The sequence below is a fragment of the Promicromonospora umidemergens genome (assembly GCF_024171995.1).
Classification (GTDB): domain Bacteria; phylum Actinomycetota; class Actinomycetes; order Actinomycetales; family Cellulomonadaceae; genus Promicromonospora; species Promicromonospora umidemergens.
On the sequence record NZ_JAMTCT010000004.1, the window covers coordinates 1 to 19,040 of the forward strand.

The 19,040-nt window shown below is 67.9% G+C and carries 23 protein-coding genes; 5 read left to right on the forward strand and 18 right to left on the reverse strand.

The features are described from left to right. The 4 genes from APR04_RS31270 to APR04_RS08375 form a co-directional block, all read right to left on the reverse strand. A partial coding sequence (locus APR04_RS31270; RefSeq protein WP_372496083.1) for a transposase occupies nucleotides 1-175 on the reverse strand: 175 nt, incomplete at its 3' end. A gap of 108 nt (nucleotides 176-283) precedes the next feature. Continuing rightward, entirely contained in the window at nucleotides 284-916 is a 633-nt protein-coding gene (locus tag APR04_RS08365) for an AI-2E family transporter (protein WP_308292331.1), read from the reverse strand. A 348-nt stretch (nucleotides 917-1,264) separates the two neighbouring features. Beyond that, on the reverse strand, nucleotides 1,265-1,642 hold the full coding sequence (locus APR04_RS08370; RefSeq protein ID WP_253869271.1) for a DUF1622 domain-containing protein: 378 nt from the start codon (nucleotides 1,640-1,642) through the stop codon (nucleotides 1,265-1,267). Between the two features lie 54 nt (nucleotides 1,643-1,696). Further along, entirely contained in the window at nucleotides 1,697-2,287 is a 591-nt protein-coding gene (locus tag APR04_RS08375; protein ID WP_253869272.1) for a DUF305 domain-containing protein, read from the reverse strand. Between the two features lie 395 nt (nucleotides 2,288-2,682). Between APR04_RS08375 and APR04_RS08380 the strand changes: the two genes are divergently transcribed. Next, nucleotides 2,683-2,997, forward strand: a complete 315-nt coding sequence (locus APR04_RS08380; protein WP_253869273.1) for a YrhK family protein — start codon at nucleotides 2,683-2,685, stop codon at nucleotides 2,995-2,997. Between the two features lie 63 nt (nucleotides 2,998-3,060). On the opposite strand, the gene APR04_RS08385 is transcribed toward APR04_RS08380, so the two are convergent. The 14 genes from APR04_RS08385 to APR04_RS08450 all read right to left on the reverse strand — a co-directional run bounded on the left by APR04_RS08385 (nucleotide 3,061) and on the right by APR04_RS08450 (nucleotide 15,691). Beyond that, nucleotides 3,061-3,360, reverse strand: a complete 300-nt coding sequence (locus tag APR04_RS08385; protein ID WP_253869274.1) for a hypothetical protein — start codon at nucleotides 3,358-3,360, stop codon at nucleotides 3,061-3,063. A gap of 141 nt (nucleotides 3,361-3,501) precedes the next feature. Then, a complete protein-coding gene (locus tag APR04_RS08390; RefSeq protein WP_253869275.1) occupies nucleotides 3,502-3,810 on the reverse strand; it encodes a hypothetical protein in 309 nt (102 codons plus the stop codon). Nucleotides 3,811-4,154: 344 nt separating this feature from the next. Next, nucleotides 4,155-5,117, reverse strand: coding sequence for a hypothetical protein (locus APR04_RS08395; RefSeq protein ID WP_253869276.1), 963 nt, complete (start codon nucleotides 5,115-5,117; stop codon nucleotides 4,155-4,157). Nucleotides 5,118-5,588: 471 nt separating this feature from the next. Then, nucleotides 5,589-6,524, reverse strand: a complete 936-nt coding sequence (gene hemC, locus APR04_RS08400) for a hydroxymethylbilane synthase (RefSeq protein WP_253869277.1) — start codon at nucleotides 6,522-6,524, stop codon at nucleotides 5,589-5,591. A gap of 5 nt (nucleotides 6,525-6,529) precedes the next feature. After that, a complete protein-coding gene (locus tag APR04_RS08405; protein ID WP_253869278.1) occupies nucleotides 6,530-7,123 on the reverse strand; it encodes an O-methyltransferase in 594 nt (197 codons plus the stop codon). Continuing rightward, nucleotides 7,120-8,100 (reverse strand): porphobilinogen synthase, encoded by a 981-nt coding sequence (locus APR04_RS08410; RefSeq protein ID WP_253869279.1) that lies wholly within the window; start codon nucleotides 8,098-8,100, stop codon nucleotides 7,120-7,122. Before APR04_RS08410 ends, APR04_RS08405 begins: the two co-directional genes overlap by 4 nt. 15 nt (nucleotides 8,101-8,115) lie before the next feature. Beyond that, a complete protein-coding gene (locus APR04_RS08415; RefSeq protein ID WP_253869280.1) occupies nucleotides 8,116-9,249 on the reverse strand; it encodes a hypothetical protein in 1,134 nt (377 codons plus the stop codon). Further along, on the reverse strand, nucleotides 9,240-10,571 hold the full coding sequence (locus APR04_RS08420) for a lanthionine synthetase LanC family protein (protein ID WP_253869281.1): 1,332 nt from the start codon (nucleotides 10,569-10,571) through the stop codon (nucleotides 9,240-9,242). Before APR04_RS08420 ends, APR04_RS08415 begins: the two co-directional genes overlap by 10 nt. Before the next feature lie 144 nt (nucleotides 10,572-10,715). Continuing rightward, nucleotides 10,716-11,111: a hypothetical protein gene (locus APR04_RS08425; protein WP_253869282.1), complete on the reverse strand. Its 396-nt coding sequence runs from the start codon at nucleotides 11,109-11,111 to the stop codon at nucleotides 10,716-10,718. Continuing rightward, a complete protein-coding gene (locus APR04_RS08430; protein WP_253869283.1) occupies nucleotides 11,111-12,427 on the reverse strand; it encodes a cytochrome P450 family protein in 1,317 nt (438 codons plus the stop codon). The genes APR04_RS08425 and APR04_RS08430 overlap by 1 nt, the downstream gene beginning before the upstream one ends. A 96-nt stretch (nucleotides 12,428-12,523) precedes the next feature. Further along, nucleotides 12,524-13,774, reverse strand: coding sequence for a cytochrome P450 (locus tag APR04_RS08435; protein ID WP_253869284.1), 1,251 nt, complete (start codon nucleotides 13,772-13,774; stop codon nucleotides 12,524-12,526). Between the two features lie 55 nt (nucleotides 13,775-13,829). After that, the gene (locus tag APR04_RS08440) at nucleotides 13,830-14,660 is read right to left on the reverse strand and encodes an HAD family hydrolase (protein ID WP_253869285.1); all 831 of its coding nucleotides are present in this window, start codon (nucleotides 14,658-14,660) and stop codon (nucleotides 13,830-13,832) included. Beyond that, the gene (locus APR04_RS08445) at nucleotides 14,644-15,057 is read right to left on the reverse strand and encodes a hypothetical protein (protein WP_253869286.1); all 414 of its coding nucleotides are present in this window, start codon (nucleotides 15,055-15,057) and stop codon (nucleotides 14,644-14,646) included. Before APR04_RS08445 ends, APR04_RS08440 begins: the two co-directional genes overlap by 17 nt. A gap of 331 nt (nucleotides 15,058-15,388) precedes the next feature. Continuing rightward, complete coding sequence (locus APR04_RS08450) at nucleotides 15,389-15,691, reverse strand: hypothetical protein (protein ID WP_253869287.1); 303 nt, start codon at nucleotides 15,689-15,691, stop codon at nucleotides 15,389-15,391. A gap of 247 nt (nucleotides 15,692-15,938) precedes the next feature. On the opposite strand from APR04_RS08450, the gene APR04_RS08455 reads away from it, so the two are divergent. The 4 genes from APR04_RS08455 to APR04_RS08470 are packed head-to-tail and all read left to right on the forward strand — an operon-like array spanning nucleotide 15,939 to nucleotide 19,034. Continuing rightward, on the forward strand, nucleotides 15,939-16,187 hold the full coding sequence (locus tag APR04_RS08455; protein WP_253869288.1) for a DUF2274 domain-containing protein: 249 nt from the start codon (nucleotides 15,939-15,941) through the stop codon (nucleotides 16,185-16,187). Then, a complete protein-coding gene (locus APR04_RS08460) occupies nucleotides 16,184-16,567 on the forward strand; it encodes a type II toxin-antitoxin system PemK/MazF family toxin (RefSeq protein ID WP_253869289.1) in 384 nt (127 codons plus the stop codon). Before APR04_RS08455 ends, APR04_RS08460 begins: the two co-directional genes overlap by 4 nt. Next, a complete protein-coding gene (locus APR04_RS08465) occupies nucleotides 16,567-18,138 on the forward strand; it encodes an NsdA family TPR-like regulatory protein (protein ID WP_253869290.1) in 1,572 nt (523 codons plus the stop codon). The genes APR04_RS08460 and APR04_RS08465 overlap by 1 nt, the downstream gene beginning before the upstream one ends. Then, nucleotides 18,135-19,034 carry a phosphotransferase family protein gene (locus APR04_RS08470; RefSeq protein WP_253869291.1) on the forward strand — a complete coding sequence of 300 codons (900 nt, stop codon included), beginning with the start codon at nucleotides 18,135-18,137 and terminating at the stop codon, nucleotides 19,032-19,034. Before APR04_RS08465 ends, APR04_RS08470 begins: the two co-directional genes overlap by 4 nt. The last annotated feature ends 6 nt before the right edge of the window (nucleotides 19,035-19,040 follow it).

The following is a 19,040-nucleotide window of genomic DNA, read 5'->3' on the forward strand; positions in this document are numbered from 1 at the left end:
GCTGCTTCTTGTACGCGTTCACCCAGTTCCGCAGAGTCTGCTGCACCACACCGTTCTCACGCGCTACCTGCGCGATAGTGCGTGAACTCCGGATCACTTCCTGAACGCACGCGTCCCTGAACTCCGAGGAATACTTCTGTTCCGCCAACGAGCCTTTCCTTCCAGTCAATCCCAAGAATTATATCTTGGGGCCAACTGTCCGAGAACCGTAGGGCGCCTCAGCTTCGAGGTGCGGTCAGACACGAGGCGCAACCAGTGACGACGAGCGCTACCCAGACCACCGTCACAAGCACCATTGCCCGCAGGCCCACTCATCCTGACCGCATGCGCCCCGAGGTGCCGGCAGATCCGCCATACGAAGCCGGTCACCACCGGGATCAGTCGGCCCTGCCATCTGGGATACAACCGCGTGCGGAACGCGTCCCGCAGCACCACCAGCACCACCAGCACCAGGACGGCACCCGCTCCGGTTGCGAGTCGTGACGGGGTTCTCTTCGGATAAAGGCGGTGGTCGTTTACGTAGCTGGGCGAATACGGCCCAGGCTGTGGCGACGACAGGCACGGCCAGGACTGCGCCGAGGATCCCCGAGACCAGGGCACCGATCGTGACGGTGAGGGCGACGACGACTGGGTGGAGCTTGACGGTGCGGTTCATGACCAGTGGCTCGAGCAGGTGCCCCTCGATCTGCCCGATGAGCGCGATTCCCACCCCGATCACGAGCGCGGTGACAGGTCCGCTGGTGATCAGTGCCACGAGCACGGCCAGCAGCATCGCTGCCGGGGCCCCGACCAGGGGTACCAGGGCTCCGATGAAGACCAGGACGGCGAGCGGTGCGGCGAGGGGGACACCGAGTGCGAGCAGCAGCAGAAGAGCCAGGACGGCGTCGGCGAGCGGTGACCACTGCGCCGGGCACATTTGCTTGTGGATGCGCCGCCGGATGGCAGCGCATCCAGTGCCTGGCCTACGACCGGGGTGCAGGGGTGCACCGTGGCAAGAACGGCGTGTAAAAGTTCGTCGGTGTGTTCGGCAGCTACCTCCCGGACGCGCACTACCGGTACGACAACGTCGTCGTCGCGGACCGGTTCGGTTTCCTGGACGGGGAAGAATCCCCAGGTGCTGGTCCGCTAAGGCGTGGACTCCTACGTCGTCGAGAACGAGGCCATCGTCGCGCAGACGATCCACTACGTCGCGAACGAACGCACTTGAGCATTCCCTGCGTTGGTATGTCGGTCCTGCGCACGCCGGCCGATGCGTATCAGCGTGCTACTGGGCCGGGCTGCCGCTGCCGGATGCACTCGGTTGTGCGCCTTCCTTCTGCCAGGGCCACCGGCCGGTGATCTCCAGCTCGAGAGACCAGCTAAGGAAGGTGCGGATCAGGACGATGCCGGCGAGGACCCCGACACTCTCGAGCGTCGGGGCCACTGCCACGGTGCGAATGATGTCCGCGGCGACCAACAGCTCCAGCCCGAGCAGAATGGATCTGCCGAGAAACCGCCGGTACCGCCCGTAGACCTCACCCTGTCTGCGCGCCAGCCTGGTGACGGCGAACACGGTGGCCATCACGGCGCCCAGGACAACCGCCACGACGCCCGCGGCGTCTACCGCTCTACCGACCGCTCCGACCCATTCCTCAAACGCCATGCGCCGTCTCCCTCGTCGGTCAGTGCATCGGAACCTTGTTGCCGGTCGCCTCGGTCAGCTCGCGCGGCACTGCCGCTGGGCTGGCTCCTGGAAACTCGGGACCTGCCGGGACTGCGCCTCAGCGGGCGTGGTCGCGATCCCGTTGCGGGCGATGTCGTCGATCAGCCAGTCCATCTCGCGGATCTCGCGGCGCTGGGCCTCGCTGATCTCGACGGCGAGCTCGCAGACCCGGACGTCTTGGATCTGTGCGCGCTCCGAGCGGGTGATGGCGAGCGAGTGGTGCGGGATCATCGCGCTCATGAACGCGGTGTCGTCGACGGTGATCTGGCTGCGGTCCAGGAACGCGCCGCCTCCCAGGAGCAGGACGCTGGCCAGCACCGTCGCGATGTTTGCCTTGGTGCTCTTGTACATGTTGAGCATCCAGGCGAGCATCACCAGGCCCATCGCGCCGCCCATGGTCAGTGCCATAAACACGCGGCTCTGGCTGAACCGTACGTGGTTCCACTCCCAGGAGCCCACGAACATGACGAAGTACATGACCACCATCGCGGTCAGGAGCATCGCAGCGAACCGCAGATACATCCCGGAGTCGTGCGACCGGCCCTCTCCATGGTCCTTCGCGGCGACCTCGTCTTTCTTGTTCATCGACACAGGTTTCCTCTCCGATCTGTTCACGGGGAGCCGCGCTGTTCGCGGCGCGCGCTGACGAGCTCACCTGCGCAGTTGCGGTCGCCTCCGACGATCCAGGCTCTACGGGCGGGGCGCTGGGTCCCGTCACCATCGGTGCCTCCTCCTGCGCGGACTGTCGGTGTCCTTCGATGCTGCGTCGCCGCGCGGCGGCTCGCACCTAGTACAGCCCGCGGTGCGACTGGGCACCGCTGCTTCCATGCTGGAGGTTTCGTATGACTCCAAGGGAGTGCGTGCGTCGGATCGGACCACGCCGAGGGGCCAGCCGCACTACGGGAGACCACCTGGCATGGCTCCGGCTGGCTCACCGCGCTCCGGAAGACTGGACACAACCGATCAAGCTGGGAGATGTGGTGCGGATTTTCGATCCTCGGGCCCGTCAGGTTACGTCGCAGCAAGCCCGCCGCTACGCCATGTTCGAGGTGCTGCATACGATCGCTGACTTCCTCGCCGCAATGCTCTTCGTCATCGGCAGCATCCTGTTCTTCTCCGAGCAGACGAAAGTGGCGGCTACGTTTTGCTTTCTGATCGGCTCGCTCTTCTTTGCCGCCAAGCCGAGTATCCGACTCGTCCGGGAGCTCTGGCTGGCGCGCCTTGACAAGGCCGACGAGCTCGCGGGCAGAGCACCGGAAGGGCCGAACTCGATCGAACATCTCACGGACGGATGAGGAAGGCCTTGGATGTCGGCCGGTCAGCGAAGTGCTCACACTGTCTCTTCCGCGATACGGGCGTCACTCGTTCGACGAAAGCGAGGGCTTCTCGGTCCGAGCGTTGATCGCCCCCGGCGCCGGCGCGCCGAGCCGGGACCGTGCCCTCGCCGGGTTGACGCTCGTGCGCAGCCACAGCACGAGGTCACGGACCTCGTCACGCTGCGCGCGGCTCCACGGCACCTCTACCGCCCCCAGGAACCGAAACCAGCCCAGCAGCGCATACCCGTACGAGCGACACGACGACGCCCCGTTCCCGCACGCCAGCAGCTCGAGCAAGAACACACTGACCGGCTCGATCGCCGCGCCCGCGCCGTCGAGCACGACTCACGGCAGATCCGCTTCATGAGTCGGCCGGACCGCGCCGGTCCGCGCCACAACGAGTCCCGCGACAGAACGACCGCCACCTTCACCATCCGCATCCAGTGCCATCGATACCGCTCCTCGAGGTCGGGCCAGAGGGCATCAGCGTCGACGCTGCCATCGCACGCTACGGGGACGACACGCCAATAGTGCGGTCAACAAGCCAGGAGCACTGACCGAGGGCGTTGTCCTGCCGGTGGTCTCGTCGCGTCGAGAGCGAACGACGTCGTCGGCGTAGGCATCCTCCAACGCCGGGCCGGGCGGGCAGAACTCATGGCGCGGCACGGCCAGCATCGCCTCCCAGATGGGAACGGGCAACTGCAATGGCGGGCGGCGAACGCCGGTGCGCAGTCCGTCGACGAGTTGCGCGCGCAGATCGCCGGCGCGGTCGGTCATCGGTGTGATCGTCATGCGGTTCCCCCTGCTGGTGGTAGGTCAGTTGCGGATGGTCAGAGATCGTCCAAGCCGGCCGGGACCGGCTGAGGGGACCGAGGCAGGGCGAGCTCATCGCCCGCCTCGCGTGGCACCAGATGCAGGTGCAGTTGGAAGACCGTCTGTTTGACTCCGGGTCCCTTACTAGTGATGACGCTCCACGCCCCTCCCCGGTCGCACGCAAGCTCGCTCGCGGCGGCCATCGCCAAGGCCTGCTCGGGGCCCTGCGCGGTGAAATCGACGACGTGCTCAGGCGCTGGCGGGTCGATTCCGCCTTGTCCGCTGTACGCGGCGACGCCCTCCGGGCGCGGGACCCGCATCTCTCAGACCTCCGGCTCACGGAAAGCGGGCCTGTGAATGGCCTCGGCAGAGGCCTGCGGGGTCAGCCCGCCCCACGCCTCGTAACAGGTGCACATGCGCGAGCGCCAGCGCCAGGGTTCGAGGGCGTGCAACTTGGTCCGCAGCGGTTCGGCGTACGGGCTGACGGAGGTGGCTCCCCAGCGCACGTCAGGCAACTCTTCGGCGGCTCGTCGGTAGAGCTTGGTGCCGATCCCGAGCCCGGCGTAGTCCTGCCACTCGGGCGCCCGGTTCTGCGGGTCCTCGACCCGGTCAGGGCCGATCGAGGCAATGCCGTACGGCCTGGAGTACACCTTCCCCTCAACCTCGCCGGGGTGGTACATGAATTGCGCGCGCAAGCCGCTGGCCTTGTGCTGGACGATCAGCCACTGCTCGCCTGCCCGGTGGGACTGGACCTTGTTGAGCTCGGCCGGCCGGTGCTGCACCAGCAGCACGGGGTCGGCCGCTACGGCCTGACGGTGGGCAATCTCGACTCGGATGTACTCCTCGATCCCTGCCCGGTTCAGGCGCTTGGCCAGCGGCGGCAGATCGTCCACGACGTCGGCGAACCCGTCACGTACGCCGCGATGCTCCATGATGAACGCCACGACCTCGTCGAGAATCTCCAGCGTGCGGGGATGGAACGGGTTGCGCAGGGTCTGCTGGACGCTCTGGAACCGGTCCATGCTCGTCGTGATGTCCTCGGCGGCAAGCTCGTCCCACCGTGTGCGCGAGACCAGCTGGCAGTTGATCCACCGCTCGAACCGAGCCTGTTCTCGCTCGATCCAGGCCAGGGGCGCCGCGAACCACCGCATCCAGGCCAGGGGCGCCGCGAACCACCGCCGGCCGCCCAGCGCCTCGAGTGCCGCTTGCTCCTGGCGGGCGGCGGCCACCGCCTCGAGCACTGCTTGCTCGTCGCGCGGGCCGAGAATCTGCTCCAGGTCGGTCATCATCGGTTACCTCCAGATGGTGGGTTCATCGGACGGCAGCAGTGGTTCGCGCAGGTACTCGGCTCGAGACGCCGATCGGCAACCGCTCGAAGCAAACCCTCTTGGCCGCGACGCAGTCAGGTCAGACGCCTCAGACCACCTGGCCAGGGCTTGTACTGGCTCAGAGCTGATTGACGGGTGGGCGGTCATGCGCAGGCAGGGGGTAGCACCATGCGCAGGTGTGTGGGTGCTCGCGGGCGGTCTGCTTCCGGATCGGGATCCCTGCCTGGCAGGTGTGCTTGCCCGCGCGGTGGTCCTGAGCGCAGCCCAGACACCACCCGACGCACGTGAGCCAGACGTGCGAGACGCACAGGCCATGCCACTGGGGCATCGTGGGCGGTTGGTCGTCGAACACCATTTGGGCACGTGAGAGTCCTGACTGTGTGGGCACGCACCGCGTCGCGCATGGCTTGTGAGGAGGTGCCTCAAAGATCAGGGGTGCTGCGCAGCGTCGGTGATCACGTCGCGGGCTCCCTGCTTGACGAGGGCAAGGGCGACACTCATGCCCAGGTCGACCGGGTTGAAGGCGGCGGCCGACTCCGCGGTTGTCAGGACGGTCTTGCCGTCCAGGGAGTAGACGGCGCCGTGCAGCTGCAGCTCGTCGTCGACGTGGCTCGCCCAGCCGGCGATCGGGCTGTTGCAGTGCCCCTGTAGGACGTGCAGGAACATGCGCTCTGCGGCGGCCTCGCGCCATGTTGTCGGGTCGTTGAGCGGGGCCAGGACCTCGAGCGTGGCGTCGTCGTCCGCACGGCACTGCAGTGCCAGGATGCCCGCGCCGACCGGCGGGAGCATGACCTCGGGCTCGAAGGTCTCGGTGATGACGTCGGTCCGGCCGATGCGTTCCAGGCCGCTGACGGCCAGGATCGCCGCGTCGACCTCGCCGGCCGCGAGCTTCTCCAGGCGCCGGTTAGCGTTGCCGCGGAACAGCGTGAACTCGAGGTCGGGGCGAATGGCGGTGAGCTGGGCACGGCGACGCACCGAGGAGGTGCCGATCCGGGCCCTGGGCGGCAGCTCGGCCAGCGTCAGGCCCGCCGGGCTCACGAGGCAGTCGCGCACGTCGTCGCGCTCGAGGTAGCCGGCGATCGTCATCCCGGGTGGGAGGGGCTTCTCACCGGGCATGTCCTTCAGGCAGTGCACCGCGACGTCGGCGGCGCCCGCGGCCAGGACTGCGTCGACCTCGCGGACGAAGTTCTCCTTGCCCCCCAGGGCTGACAGGTGGCCGGTCCACCGGTCGGCCGTCGTCGTGACCGGGACGACCTCGACGTCGAGCTCGGGCGAGGTGTGGGCCAGGAGACCGCGGACGCGCTCGACCTGGACGCGGGCCATCGGCGAGGAGCGGGTCACGATCCGCAGGACGGGGGAAGACATGGGGTTCACGGTATCCGCCGCGCCGGTGAGGTCTTGGCGGCCACGAGCAGCCCGCTGGCCCAGCCCATGGGCGTCGCGACCATGTCCGCGCGGGGCCATCCCGCCCAGAACTGGTCGACGCGCTCGGGGTGGTCCGCAGGCCAGGTGTCCTGCGGCAGCAGGTCGTCGACGACGTACAAGCCGCCAGGGGTCAGGAGATCGATCAGGGTGTCGAGCTGGTCGAACTTGCCCGGCCGCCAGTCGACGAACGCCAGGTCGAACGGATCACCGTCGTACTCGCGTAGCCACTCGCCGGCGTCGGCGCACACGAACTCGACCCGTGGGTCGTCGACGAACGTCACCGCCGCTGCCGTGTGGAAGAGAGGGTTGATCTCGATGGTCGTCAGGCTCGCGCCGGCGTCCATCCCCGACAGCATCCAGGCGACACCGGCGCCGACCCCGGTACCGATCTCGAGGAAACGGCCGCGCGGCTTTGAGGCCACCAGGGTCGCCAGGAGTGTGCCGGTGAGGTCCTCGCACGACATGCGAAACCCGACCCGGGCGGCCGACTCCTGGACGACGGCGAGCATGTCGGGGCGGGTCAAAGGTGAGTCGTTCATGGCCGAGCTCCGATCTGCAGGGTGTGGGCGATCGCCGCGGCGGCGAACGAGAGCACGTGCCCGGCGCCCAGACGGAACAGCATGCGGTGGTAGTCCATGGACACAGCGTCGGGCAGGGACTGCAGCGCGGCCCACTCCCCCGACGTCGAGTAAGCCACCACCGGGACCGTGGTCCGAGCCGCGAGCGCCGTGAGGGCGTCGGCGTTCGTCATGACGGGCTGGAGGGTGAGGGTGTCGGCGCCTTCGGCGAGCCATCGGTTGGCGCAGGCGACCGAGTCGGGTACGAGGCGGGCGGGGTCGATCTGCAGACCGCTGCGGCGGCCGGTGGCGGGCTGGGTGCCCATGACGTTCTTGAAGGGCTCGTACAAAGAGGAGTCGATGGCGATGTTCGGGTTGACTGAGACGTCGGGCCAGCCCTCGGAGTCCAGGGCCTGGCGGACGGCGCGGATGGAGCCATCGAGCATCGCGGTCGGGGAGACCGCGTCGGCGCCGGCGCCGGCGTGCATGACGGCCATCCGGCACATGAGCTCGTAGGTGCCGGGGCGATCGATACGGCCGTCGTCGTGGCGCAGGACGCATTCGTGGCTGGAGGTCCAGGAGCAGCCGCAGACCTCGGTGGTGACGGCCAGCTGCGGAGCGGTGGTCTTGATCGTCTCGATGGCACGGAGCATGCGGTTGTCGCGGGTGGTCGCGGCCGTTCCCCGCTGGTCGTGGTTGTGGCCGGTGACGAACAGCTTGACCCCGCCCAGGCCGAGGGCTGCGAGCTGGCGCACGTGGGCGCCGAGGCCAGGCAGGTCGACTTCGCCGGGTAGGGCGCCAGTCGCCTCGCCGTCGGGGCGTATCAGCAGGGGCGCGGACAGGCGGGCCGGTGCGAGCTCCTCCTGGTTGTACAGGCGGCGGATCGTTCCCCGGGCGCGGCCCGGGTTGATGCCCTCGGGCCGGTGCGGTCTGGCCTCATAGTCGGTGGTGTCGAGCATCGGTGCTCCTCTTGGTCAGCGCGGGATGGCCTGCAGGGACTCCTGCAGGATGGTTGTGGCGTGGTCGGCGGTGGTGCGCAGGCGTGACAGGTTGTAGCCGGTCAGGGCGCCGCTGCGCAGTCCGGCTCTGATGATGTTGCGTTCGAGGGTGGCGATGTCCTTGTGGGACAGGCAGCCGGCCACGGTGCGCACGACTTCACGGGCGGCATGGCCGTCGCCGACGGCGATCGCCTCTGCGGCCACCTGTCGCGCGATACTCGCGTACGGGTGGCCGGTGGCGTGGGCTAGCCGCGTCACCATCACGCCGTACCGCGCCCGGTAGGCAGCGAGGTCGGTCGCCGGTGCGCTGTGCTGGAAGGTGGAGATCAGCGCGGCTGTGTCCGCCGGGCGATCGGCTGGTTCAGCGGCCAGCACGGCAAGGCACGAGGCGATCTCGGACTCCCATGGCAGGCTCGGCTGGGCCCCGGCCAGGTAGTGACGAGCCGCGACTGGCTCCCCGGCAACGAGGTGGGCCACGACCATGGCCTGACGTGTCTCGGTCAGGCGCGCACCCAGGCCGCCGTGGCGGGTGACCAGCGCGGCGGCCTCAGCCCGCTGGCCAGCCATGGTCAGAATCTTGACGGCGTCGGCCAGGAGCCGGCCCCAGGCCCACCCTTGCAGGAGCTCGTGCTCACCTGGATCGGCGTCGACGTGGTCCAGCGGCAGGTCGTAGCGGTCGATCGAGATGCTCGTGCCCGTTCGGACCGCATGCATCAGACGGGTCAGCCACGTCACCGCCCGGTCAGTGTGGCCAGCCAGGGCATGCAGACGCGCCAGGTCAGTGGCCGGCTCCAACATCGCGAGCGCCGCCGCGCCGCTCAGCAGGTCCCGGCCGGCGTACACCGCCAGGTGCTGCCGCAGGATCCGGTTCACCTCTTTGGGTCGCTGGCACTCCGATGCGAGCCCCGCGGCGCGAGTCAGGGCGTGCGCCGCGAAGGTGGCGCCCGCGTCCCCGAAGGGGACATCGAGGACCTCGGATAGCTGGGTGACTCTCTCCTCCAGAGCCAGGCAGACCGGCCCGGGCCGAGCGATCAGCGGAAAGGACCGGCTTAGGCCAACCACCGCCTCGGGGGCCAGGTCCCGCGCAGCTGCCCGCGTAGTCACGACCACGGTGCGCTCCTCCGGTCCGCCGGGTAGGGGTTACCGGTGACCAGCAGGCACGCATCCCACCACGAGGTTGGCGCAGTCCCGCGCCGCAGCGTCTGCGCCGCCAGCCGCAAGCCCGACTCCCCCGACCACAGATCGCCTGGTCCGCCAGCCGGCAGAGTCACGACCTGCGAGCGCAGCGCGTCCCCGACTGCAGACATACGGTGCTTGAGCCGGATCTCCGTCGGCCCGGTCGCGTCCGCGGCCGCGCGGTAGCCCGTCTGGTAGAGCCCGGCCAGGCCACCCCACAAGCCACCGCTGCTCAGCCGGCGCAGCTGCCGGTTAGTCAGGCATGCCAACATCGCCTCCTCAGCCAGCGCTCGCACCATGCGTGCCTCGTCTGCGTGGGGGTACCGGCTCGCGGCGAGCACGCTCGCGCCCATCTGCACAGCGCGAGCCATACCCGCCATCCGCGACCACGACGGCAGTGCCTCCCCGACCCCACGACTGCCGACCAGGTGCCCTACCTGTACCTCGGCTGGTGTGACCCAACGCGGCCACCAGACGCTGTCCGGCCACTCGGCGCTCGCGGGCTGCTGCCAGCGAACGAACCAGTCGACCAGAGCCTTGATCGGCACGTGCAGGCTGTCGCGCGTGTAGCCGGCGCGTACACAGGCCACCAGGAACGCGAGCAGGCCGCCTGCACCGCTGGCCATGGTCATGTTCACGTGCCCGCCCGGCGTCGAGGAGTCTGGTCCCGGATTATGCGCGACGTACCAGCCGGGCAGCCGCACCGCGTTGACCAGGACCGGCCTCGTCAAACTGACGACGTAGTCGATCACCCGCTGCATCAGCACGGTGCCAGGGGCACGGCGCAGCAGGATCACGCCGAGCCCGAGCATTCCCTCGAGCAGTCCGAACTCGGCCGCCGTCGGCGGCCGGCCGGCCTCGTACCGCGCCTCGGCCGCGGCCAGGCGCTGCTCGACGATCTGTCGCAGGTCCTCATCAAGATCCAGCTGCATCTCGCGAAACAGCCGCGGTTCCTGAGCCTGCCTTCTACGCGCCTCCGCAACCAGCTGTGCATCACGCAGGTCGAGGTACCCGTCGACGGCGGCCGTGTCCATGGCCAGCGCAGCAGCCGGCGCTCCATGGAACAAGCTCGCGGCGCCCGACACGTCCGGGTCCCTGGTCAGTTCGTCGATGGCCATCTCGGCCTGGTCCCACCTGCCATCACCGGTCAAGGCAAGCTCGACGGCCAGGATCGCGGACCCGACGTCGCTCCCAGGCAAGTCCCCTCGCGCGCCCACCGCGGCGGGTGCGCTCGGCGCCGGTGCCGGCCTGGTCATCTGGGGAAGCCTGGCCTTCCGTCGGGTTCGCTCGCGGATCACTGTGGGCTTCTTTCTCGTTCGTCGGTCCTGTAACTCGTCGTCTGGTCGGTGGTGCACACACGTAGCGGCCCCGCGCGTGTGTGCAACCAGTGGGCGTATGCCCTAGGTCTTCCCTGGTCTGTGGAGTCGCGAGGTTGGTATGCCCTCGGCGCGTGCGCCGGAGATCTGGATGGCCAGTTCGTACCCCGCCACGACCTTGGTCGAAGCCATCACCCGTCGCCACCGGGCGCGTAGATCGAGGTCAGCTTTCCGATAGGCCAGGCCTGCCTCGTCGAGCGCCCGCTCGACCAGGTTCATGCGCAGGCCCACTGCCGCTGGCAGCTCACACGTCCAGGCCGGGACCTGCCCCGGCCCGGACGTGACCCAGAGTTCGCCTGCTGCCAGGACGGGACCCGCCCCGTGCCGGACGCGGACTGCGGCGGTCGCTTCCGGCGGCAGATGCTCGAGCGCGGCAGTGATCTGCGCGCTGAGCTCGCGCAGCTCTGTCGTGGTGGTCATCACTGCGAGGCCCCCATCCTGGCCCAGGTCTCCTCGTACCCAGTCACAGGGTCGAAGCTCACCGGCAGGCTGGACGCGCTCCTGGCCCACAGCGAGAGGCTGGTGCCGAGCTGGTCGGCCGGGACCGTGAGCGTGAGTCCGGGCATTCGGTGCAGGACGGCTTCGACGGAGGCCTTGACGATGATGCGAGAGATGCGCTGGGCGGGGCAGTGGTGAGGGCCGCTCGCTCCGAACGCGAGGGATGCACGGGAGGTACCGGACCAGACCGGGTCTACACCGCGGTGGACGGACGCAGTCGCTTCGGCGGCGGCCGCGACGACCGCTTCGCCATCGTGTACAAAGCGTCCACCGATATCTACGTTGTTGTCGTTGAGAACGCTGCCGATCTCGATGTCGGCCGTGGCGAACCTCGCTGGGGTGTTCCATACCGGCGAGCTGTTGACCAGGACCGCGTCGAGGGCTTCATCGATACCGAGACGGCCGCCTCGCACCCGCCCGTCGAAGTCGTTGTCGCTCAGCAGGTAGACCAGCGCCATGGTGACCCAGGCGACGGACATCTCGTGGCCCGCGGACTGGATCATCTGGGCTGTGTCCAGCAACTCCGTGTCCGTCAGACCCGTGCCCGTCCGCGGGTCGCGCCAGAGCACGATCGCTGACAGGAGGTCGTGACCCGGGTTCCTCTCACGTTCCCTGATCAGGGTTTCCAGCATGGTGTTCAGCCCGACGAATGCCGGGCCGGCGGCCGCAGTGTTGGAGAAGATGTCCCTGGCGTACTGCCCCATGACGCCGGCGTCATCAGCGCCAAGGCCGTACATCGCTGCCACCGCCAGTGACGGGACGAACTGGGTGTAGGTGGGGACCAGGTCCGCAGTGGTGGCGCCGTCCTTGACGATGTGGGCGAGCATGCGGTCGCACACCCACTGCATGTCCCGTCGCAGCGCAGATTCGTCGACCTGGGCGAAAGCGTCGTCGACCACCGCGCGCCGTCGCGTGTGGTCCGCCCCGTCGCTGTAGTACGCGTTGTCGCGGTCGGAGAAGAACGCGTGCAGGCCCGTGCCGGGCTTCACCTGCCCGTTCTGGAACGCGCGCCACCGCTTAACCTCGCGAGTGAAGTTGTTCCGCTCGCGCACGACGCGCAAGGCATCACTCCAGTCCAGGGCGAGCCACGCCGGGACACCGTCGGACAGCTCGACCGCAGCCACCGAACCCCACTCAGCTCGCAACGCGGCGTACACGTTCTCTGGGTCGAGAGTGGCCGCGTACAGCGGCATCAGGCCCGTCAGGCTGTCGAGGCGGACGTCTCGAGGCCGCCTCACTGTGGTCAGCGCGTCGGTCAGCACGTCGTGATCTCTTTCTGCTCGGTGAATGAAGAGCCGTCCCCCGCACGACGCGAGGGACGGCTGTGACGTGGGTCAGTCGTTCGGTTCGAGGGTCACCAGCAGACGGGCGTGGCCGTTGGTGATGATTCCGTCGTTCGCCGGGATCTCCGCGGGGTCCTCGACCAACGTGAGGCGGTACCGGCTGAACAAGGCGGGCAGCGCGATCTTCGCCTCCGCGATCGCCATCGCGGCACCGGGGCAGCGGTGAGGCCCGTACCCGAACCCGAGGTGGTCCTTCTTGGTGCGGGTCGGGTCGAACACATCGGGAGCTTCGTGAACCTTCGCATCCCGGCCAGCGCCCGCGAAGGACACCAGGAGCGGCGTGCCCGCGGGGATCTCGAACCCGGCGATCACGATGTCCTTGACGGGGAACCGCATCGGGACGACGTTCGCGGGAGACGAGTGGCGCAGGGCCTCGTCGATGATCGCTCCCCAGGCCGTCTCCGCGGCGTCCGAGCCGAGCTCCTCTGCGAGGGCTGCGGCAACGTACTGCGGGTGGGTGAGCAGGAGGAAGATGCACTGGTCCAGCAGATTGACCGTGGTCTCGTACCCGGCCACGATCAAGATCCTTACCACCTCAGCGATCTCCGTCGCCGTATACGTGTCGCCGTCCTCGTTGGCCTGGATCAGGGTGCTGGTCAGGCTGCCATCGGGGTTGGCGCGCTTGCGGGCGATGAGCTCGTCGATCGCGCCCAGCAGCCCAACGAACGCCGCGCCGAGCTCCTCGCGGCTGATGTTGGTGTCGAACAGGGCATCAGCCCCCGCCCGGATGACAGGGAACAGGTCCTGCTCGTCATCGACGTCGACGCCGAGCACCGCACCGATCGTCCTGATCGGTACCGGGAAGCAAAATTCCGCGCGCAGGTCCATGGGTTCGGCCTGGTGCCCGTCGTGCGGGCCGGGTGCGATCTCCGCCAGAGCTCCGGCCACGATCTCGTGAATCATCGGTTCGAGCTTGTCGACCTGGCGCTGGGTGAATGCCGGCGTCATCAGCTTCTTCAGCCGCCGGTGCTCCGCGCCATACGCACTGAACGGCCCAGCGTTGGTGACCCACGGAACCACCAGCGAGTCGGCCGGCACGTTTCCCGCACGCAGGTCCGGCCAGTGCGCAGCGGCGTCCCTCGACACGTCCGGGTGGGTCCCGATCTCCTTGATCGCGGCGTAGTCCGTGACCATGACAGCCCGCAGGCCGTCCGGCATCTCTACCCAGCCGACAGGACCCACGTTCTTGATGTCGGCGTAGATGTCAGCTGTGAGGACGTAGGGGGTCGTCTCGATCGTCATGTCGCTGCACTCCTAAAGATCGGCGGGAACTCTTCGAGCGGTGCTAGACAAGAGGTCACCGCACTGCGGGGACCGTTTCGGGCAGCAGCGAGCGCAGGACGGTGGCGGCGCCGTCCTCTTCGAGGGTGCCGGTGACGTCGTCGGCCGCTGCGAGGACCTCGGCGGGTGCGTGTCCCATCGCGACGCCGCGGCCTGCCCAGGTCAGCATCTCGATGTCGTTGATTCCGTCGCCGACGGCGATCGTGCGGCGCTCGTGCACGTCGAGCAGGATCCGGACAGCCTCCAGGGCGGTGGCCTTGGAGAGTTGGGGTGGTGTGATGTCGAGCCAGTCGCGGCCGTCGGGGTTCACGGTCACGCCGGTGGCCTGGAGCTTGTGGCGCAAGTTCGCGATGCCTGGAGATCGCAGGATCATTCTCGTGGTGGGCTGCTCGGCGACCTTTTCGACGTCGACGATCCGCTGGGCGCCGTTGACCTCGTACGGCGCGAACACGCGGGTCACGCGGTACCCGAGCCCGACTTCCTCGGCCGCGATCTGTACGCCTGGGTACGCGGACCTCGCGCGGCGGACCACCGGCAAGGGGTCGAAGGTCTGCACGTCGTGCAGCAGATACCCGCCGGGAGCCTGGAGATCCAGGCGAGCGGTCACCGCACCGTTGGACGCGACGGCCCAGCCCTCGGTCAGACCGAGCGAGCGTGCGACCGGGAGCACTCCGACCAGGGAGCGTCCCGTAGCCACAACCACATGGTGCCCAGCAGTGCGCACTTCGGCGACGGCGGCGCGTACGGCGTCCGAGATCTCCGTGGTGCCGGGGTCGGCGATGGTGCCGTCGATGTCTAGTGCGACCAGGGTCGCCTGGCGTCCGCGCAAGTCAAACGTCGTTGTCATGTCCACGTCCGGGGGTTGGGGGGATGCTCATGCCGGCGCGCCTGGCGCTGGCGGGGGAAGGGTCGTTGGCGAGCCGTCCTGCACGCCGGGGAACTGCGGGGTGGCTCCGGCCGATCACGACGCACACGGCGCCGTAGGGCTTGAGGTCATGTGTCACGCGGGCCTGGGCCTCGGCCATGCGTGCACCGGCGGCGATCAGCACGATCCGCGTACGGCAGGCCCGAACCGCCGCGACGACCTGGCTGATGGTGAGCGTGTCGCTCGGGTCGGCCAGGTCAGGTTCGAGAGCGAGGCCTTCGACGGCGGCATACGCGCTGAGGACGTTCCGCTGGTCATCGAGTGCCTGCTCGGTAGGGCCGGCCACGTATGCGAGAGCTGTCGGCCGAACGCCGCTCACGAGTTCATACCGAGTGACGCTGGGTGTGCGTACAGGACGCACCGAACACCGCGGCTCGCAGTCCTTGGGGTCTGCTTGGTAATCCAGCCGGACCACATCAAGGTGCCGGGACTGAGGCGGGAAGCGCGCGAGTGATCCGGGTCCAGCTTGTGCTGAGCGGCGAGCTGTCGAGCATCGACGATCGAAGCAGCGATGATCTCCAGCACGAGGTGCTCAGATGTGGCGCTGGCGAGGTCGCCCGGCTCCAGGCTCACGTTCATGTTGAGCACGCCGGGGTCACACCCGTAAGAGACGAAGTGCAGAGCCCCTGCGATGTCTGTCAGACGTACGGTCATGAGACAGCCGCCCCGCGGGGCCGGATTCCGCGCACATGGATCTCGCACTGCCCGGCTCCTGCCCAGGTCCCAGACCAGTCAGTCACCGCCGGCACCACAGACGTGTGCTCGATGAACGATGTCAGGCCAAGTGCCCTCGCGATGGCTTCGCCTTGCTCCAGGTGCGACGGCTGGATCGCGATGACCGCTCCGCTGGAGAACGTCATCGACCCGATCCGCTCCTCGCCGACGACGTCGAGGATCTGACCCACAGCGGTGAGCACGTTGTTGAGGGATGGCCTCTCGAGTGTCTGCGTCATCTGTGTCTCCCCGTGCTGGCTGTACCCAGGGCCAGGGTCGGCCCGTGTCTTACAGACTCACGCAGGAGGGGGCACAAAAACCCGGTCGTCGATGCAAATTTCTGCAGCGGCCTCAAATGCCAGCGACCAGGGCAAACACAGCGATTCGCGTCAGAAACTTGCTCCAGGTGCAAATTTCTGCACGACAGCCAAGAGATACTCACCAAGAGGTATACCTCTGTAGGTACCGTTGGGTACCTTGTGCCCTATGCCGCAGACGACGATCAAGGTCTCGCCCGCCGTGCACCGTGAGCTCAAGGCCTACGCCGATGCCCACGGCGGCTTAGCGCTGGGACGCGCGGTCGAGACGCTGCTCGTCGCTGACCGGGAACGTCAGTTCTGGGCCGGAGTGAATACGCAGGTGCCGGACGAGGAGTACCGGCAAGAGGTCCACAACGTCGTCGGACTAGTGGACGCCGAGGACCACATGTCGCGACTCGAGAGCAGAGAACAATGAGGCACCGGGCCGAGCTGAACGACATTTACTGGGGCGACCGGTTGTGGGTAAGCAAGGATCCCGTGGGCGAGCTTGAGCAGGCCGGTGATCGGGCGTGGCTGGTGCTATCCCACCCTGAGCAGCATCAGGCCATGGAGCTCGTGATCGCGGTGCCGTTGACCAGCGTCGACCGAGGCTGGAGAACCCATGTCCGGATGAATACAGACATCGATGGCGCGCCGGAAGTAGCGATGTGCGAACAGGTGCGCTCGATGCCTGTCCAATTTGTTCGCGGCGTGGATTCGGCGCCCTATTCCGACCGGCTCGTCGAGCAGATCCATACGGTTCTCAAGACGCTCACGGCCCCGCGCCGGTCAGCAATGCCAGACAGGGGAATCTGATGGCACGGAGCGGGAAGGCCGAGCGGGAACTGGTCCGCCGCCAACTGCTAGCCGACGGCGTGCCGTTCGCACAGATCGCTGTCGAGATGGGCCGCCACTTCGGGGTGCGGCCACGCGTGGCATGGCGGTATGCGCTGGGCTGGGAACAGTGGAAGGCCGTCCAGGAGTACCGCTCTGCGGACCCCACCTCCAAGATCGACGACTCCCGCATCTCGAAGTGGGAATCCTGGCCGTACGGTGGATCCCGCCCCAGCCCGGAGAACCTGGTGGGCCTGACGCTCGCGTTCGGTCACGGATGCAAGGTGAACGATCTCGTCGACGAAGATGACTTGCGCAGCTTCTCTCCGACCGTGCGCAAGCTCCTCGGTCTCGTAGAACACAGCCCGTCTCCCGCCGCGAGCGCCGAGGCTAGTGCCTTCGCCTCGGGCGCACCGTATCCGGGGTCAGACTGGAAGCGGGACATACCTGCGACGATGACCACGGTCACGGCGATGTGGGCTGCTGATACGTCGCCGTCGGCCGCCCAGGCGCCCTGGCTTGCTGCGACTGGTGACGCGGCGATGCTCCACTGGCGCTACGACCCGTCGGACGATCCTGCTCCCGGTAGAGAGTCACGACCGGTGCGCCCGTCTGACATCTCCGGCATCCACGTGATGGCCGACGCGTTTGCTCAAACCGACCACAGGCTCGGAGGCGGGTACGCACGGTCGACCCTGCGGCACTACCTCCAGGAATCGGTGAGCCCGTTGCTGCGTGCTCGACGCGACGAGGCCAGCCGGGATAATCTCTTGGCCGCTGTCGCGCGGCTGTGCGACATCGCAGGGTTCATGGCGTTCGACTCAGGGCAGCAGGGTGCCGGCCAGCGGTACTTCGTCCAGGCACTGCGTCTGGCGAAGGCGGCGGGAAACCAGGCTCTTGGGGCTCACATTCTTGGCGACATGACGATCCAGGCCGTGCACCTAGGCGAGGTCGGGCAAGCCACAGCACTGGCTGATGCTGCTGTCGAGGCTGCTCAGGATCTTGGATCGCCTCGAGTCTTGGCACGGTCGCTGGCGCTCTCGGCGCGTGCTTCTGCCAAGGCCGGCGACGGGGCGAGCGCGGACTCGGCGATGTTCGCGGCTGAGGTCGCGCTCGACGGCGAGTCGTCACGGGATGATCCGCCCTGGATCGCCTTCTTCACCGCAACGCAGCTGCAGACCGAGGCGCTCTACGCCGCGGTTGACCTAGGGCGCCTTGACCGCGTGGAAGAACTTGCGACGGCGGTCCTCGTCGACGATGTGGCGATGCAGCGCCGGCATGTCCTGGCAGCAGCAGCGGTCGCGAGCGCCTACGTCGCCGGCGCCGGTGCCGGTGACGTTGCGCGTGGTCGAGACCTGGACAGGTCGTTGGCCCTGCTCCACGCCGTCCTGCCGACGGTCGCCGCACTATCCAGCGTTCGCGGGGTTGCCGCGGTGGAGGGTGTTCGTCGGCGGGTGGCGGCCTTCGGCCGCGTTCCCGGACTTTCAGAGTTCGAGGAGCGGATTCGCACGGTCCTCGGAACCACGGTTTCTGACCCGCTGACGCTGGCATGAAGGACTTCACCGAAGAAAGCCTGCGGGACCAACTTGAGCTGGCGTGCAGTGCCCGGGGTATGTCTGCGGCCCGGGCTCGACTCGTTCATCACTACAGCAACGCCGTGTTCGTCTTGCCCGCGCTGGATGCAGTGGTCCGGATCAATGTCGGGCAGACCGCGAACGCAATCGGGATCACCCAGGAGGTGACCCGGTGGCTCGTGAACGAGCATGCCTACCCGGCGACGGCGCCTGTCGAGGACGCACCTCCCGTGCAGCTGGACAGCGGCCTGACCGCGTCGTTCTGGCGGTACTACCCCCAACCGGACGACGGGCCGCCGTTCCGCTCGGCCCACCTGGCAGACCTGCTGCGACGACTCCACGACCTGCCGATGCCGCCGGCCGAACTTCCGAAATGGGAACCGTTCGGTGCACTTCGGCGCGTGCTCTCACAGGGCGCTCCGTTGCCCGGCCTGTCCGACGAAGAAGTCGAGTGGCTTCGGGACCGGGTCGACGCCGTCCAGCACCAAATTGCCGCCGCTCATTGGCCGCTGGGCCTTGGCATGGTCCACGGCGACGGCTGGGCCGGAAATCTCCTGTGGGATCGAGATCAGGTCATGCTCGGTGACTGGGACAACGTCAGCCTCGGCCCCCGCGAGATCGACCTCATCCCCACCTGGCACGCCGCGATTCGCTACGGCCGGGAGTCCTCATGGGTGCAGGAGTTCGCCGACACCTATGGCTACGGCATGGGGCGTCACGAATCGTTCGACCTGCTGCTACAGATGCGAGACCTAGTCCAGCTCAGCGGGCCGCTACGCCGCGCGGGCGAGTCCGAACCGCACCTGGCTGCGCTCAGGCAGCGTTTCGAAGGAATCCGGACCGGCAACAGGTCTCAGTCCTGGATCGGGCTATAGAGGGGG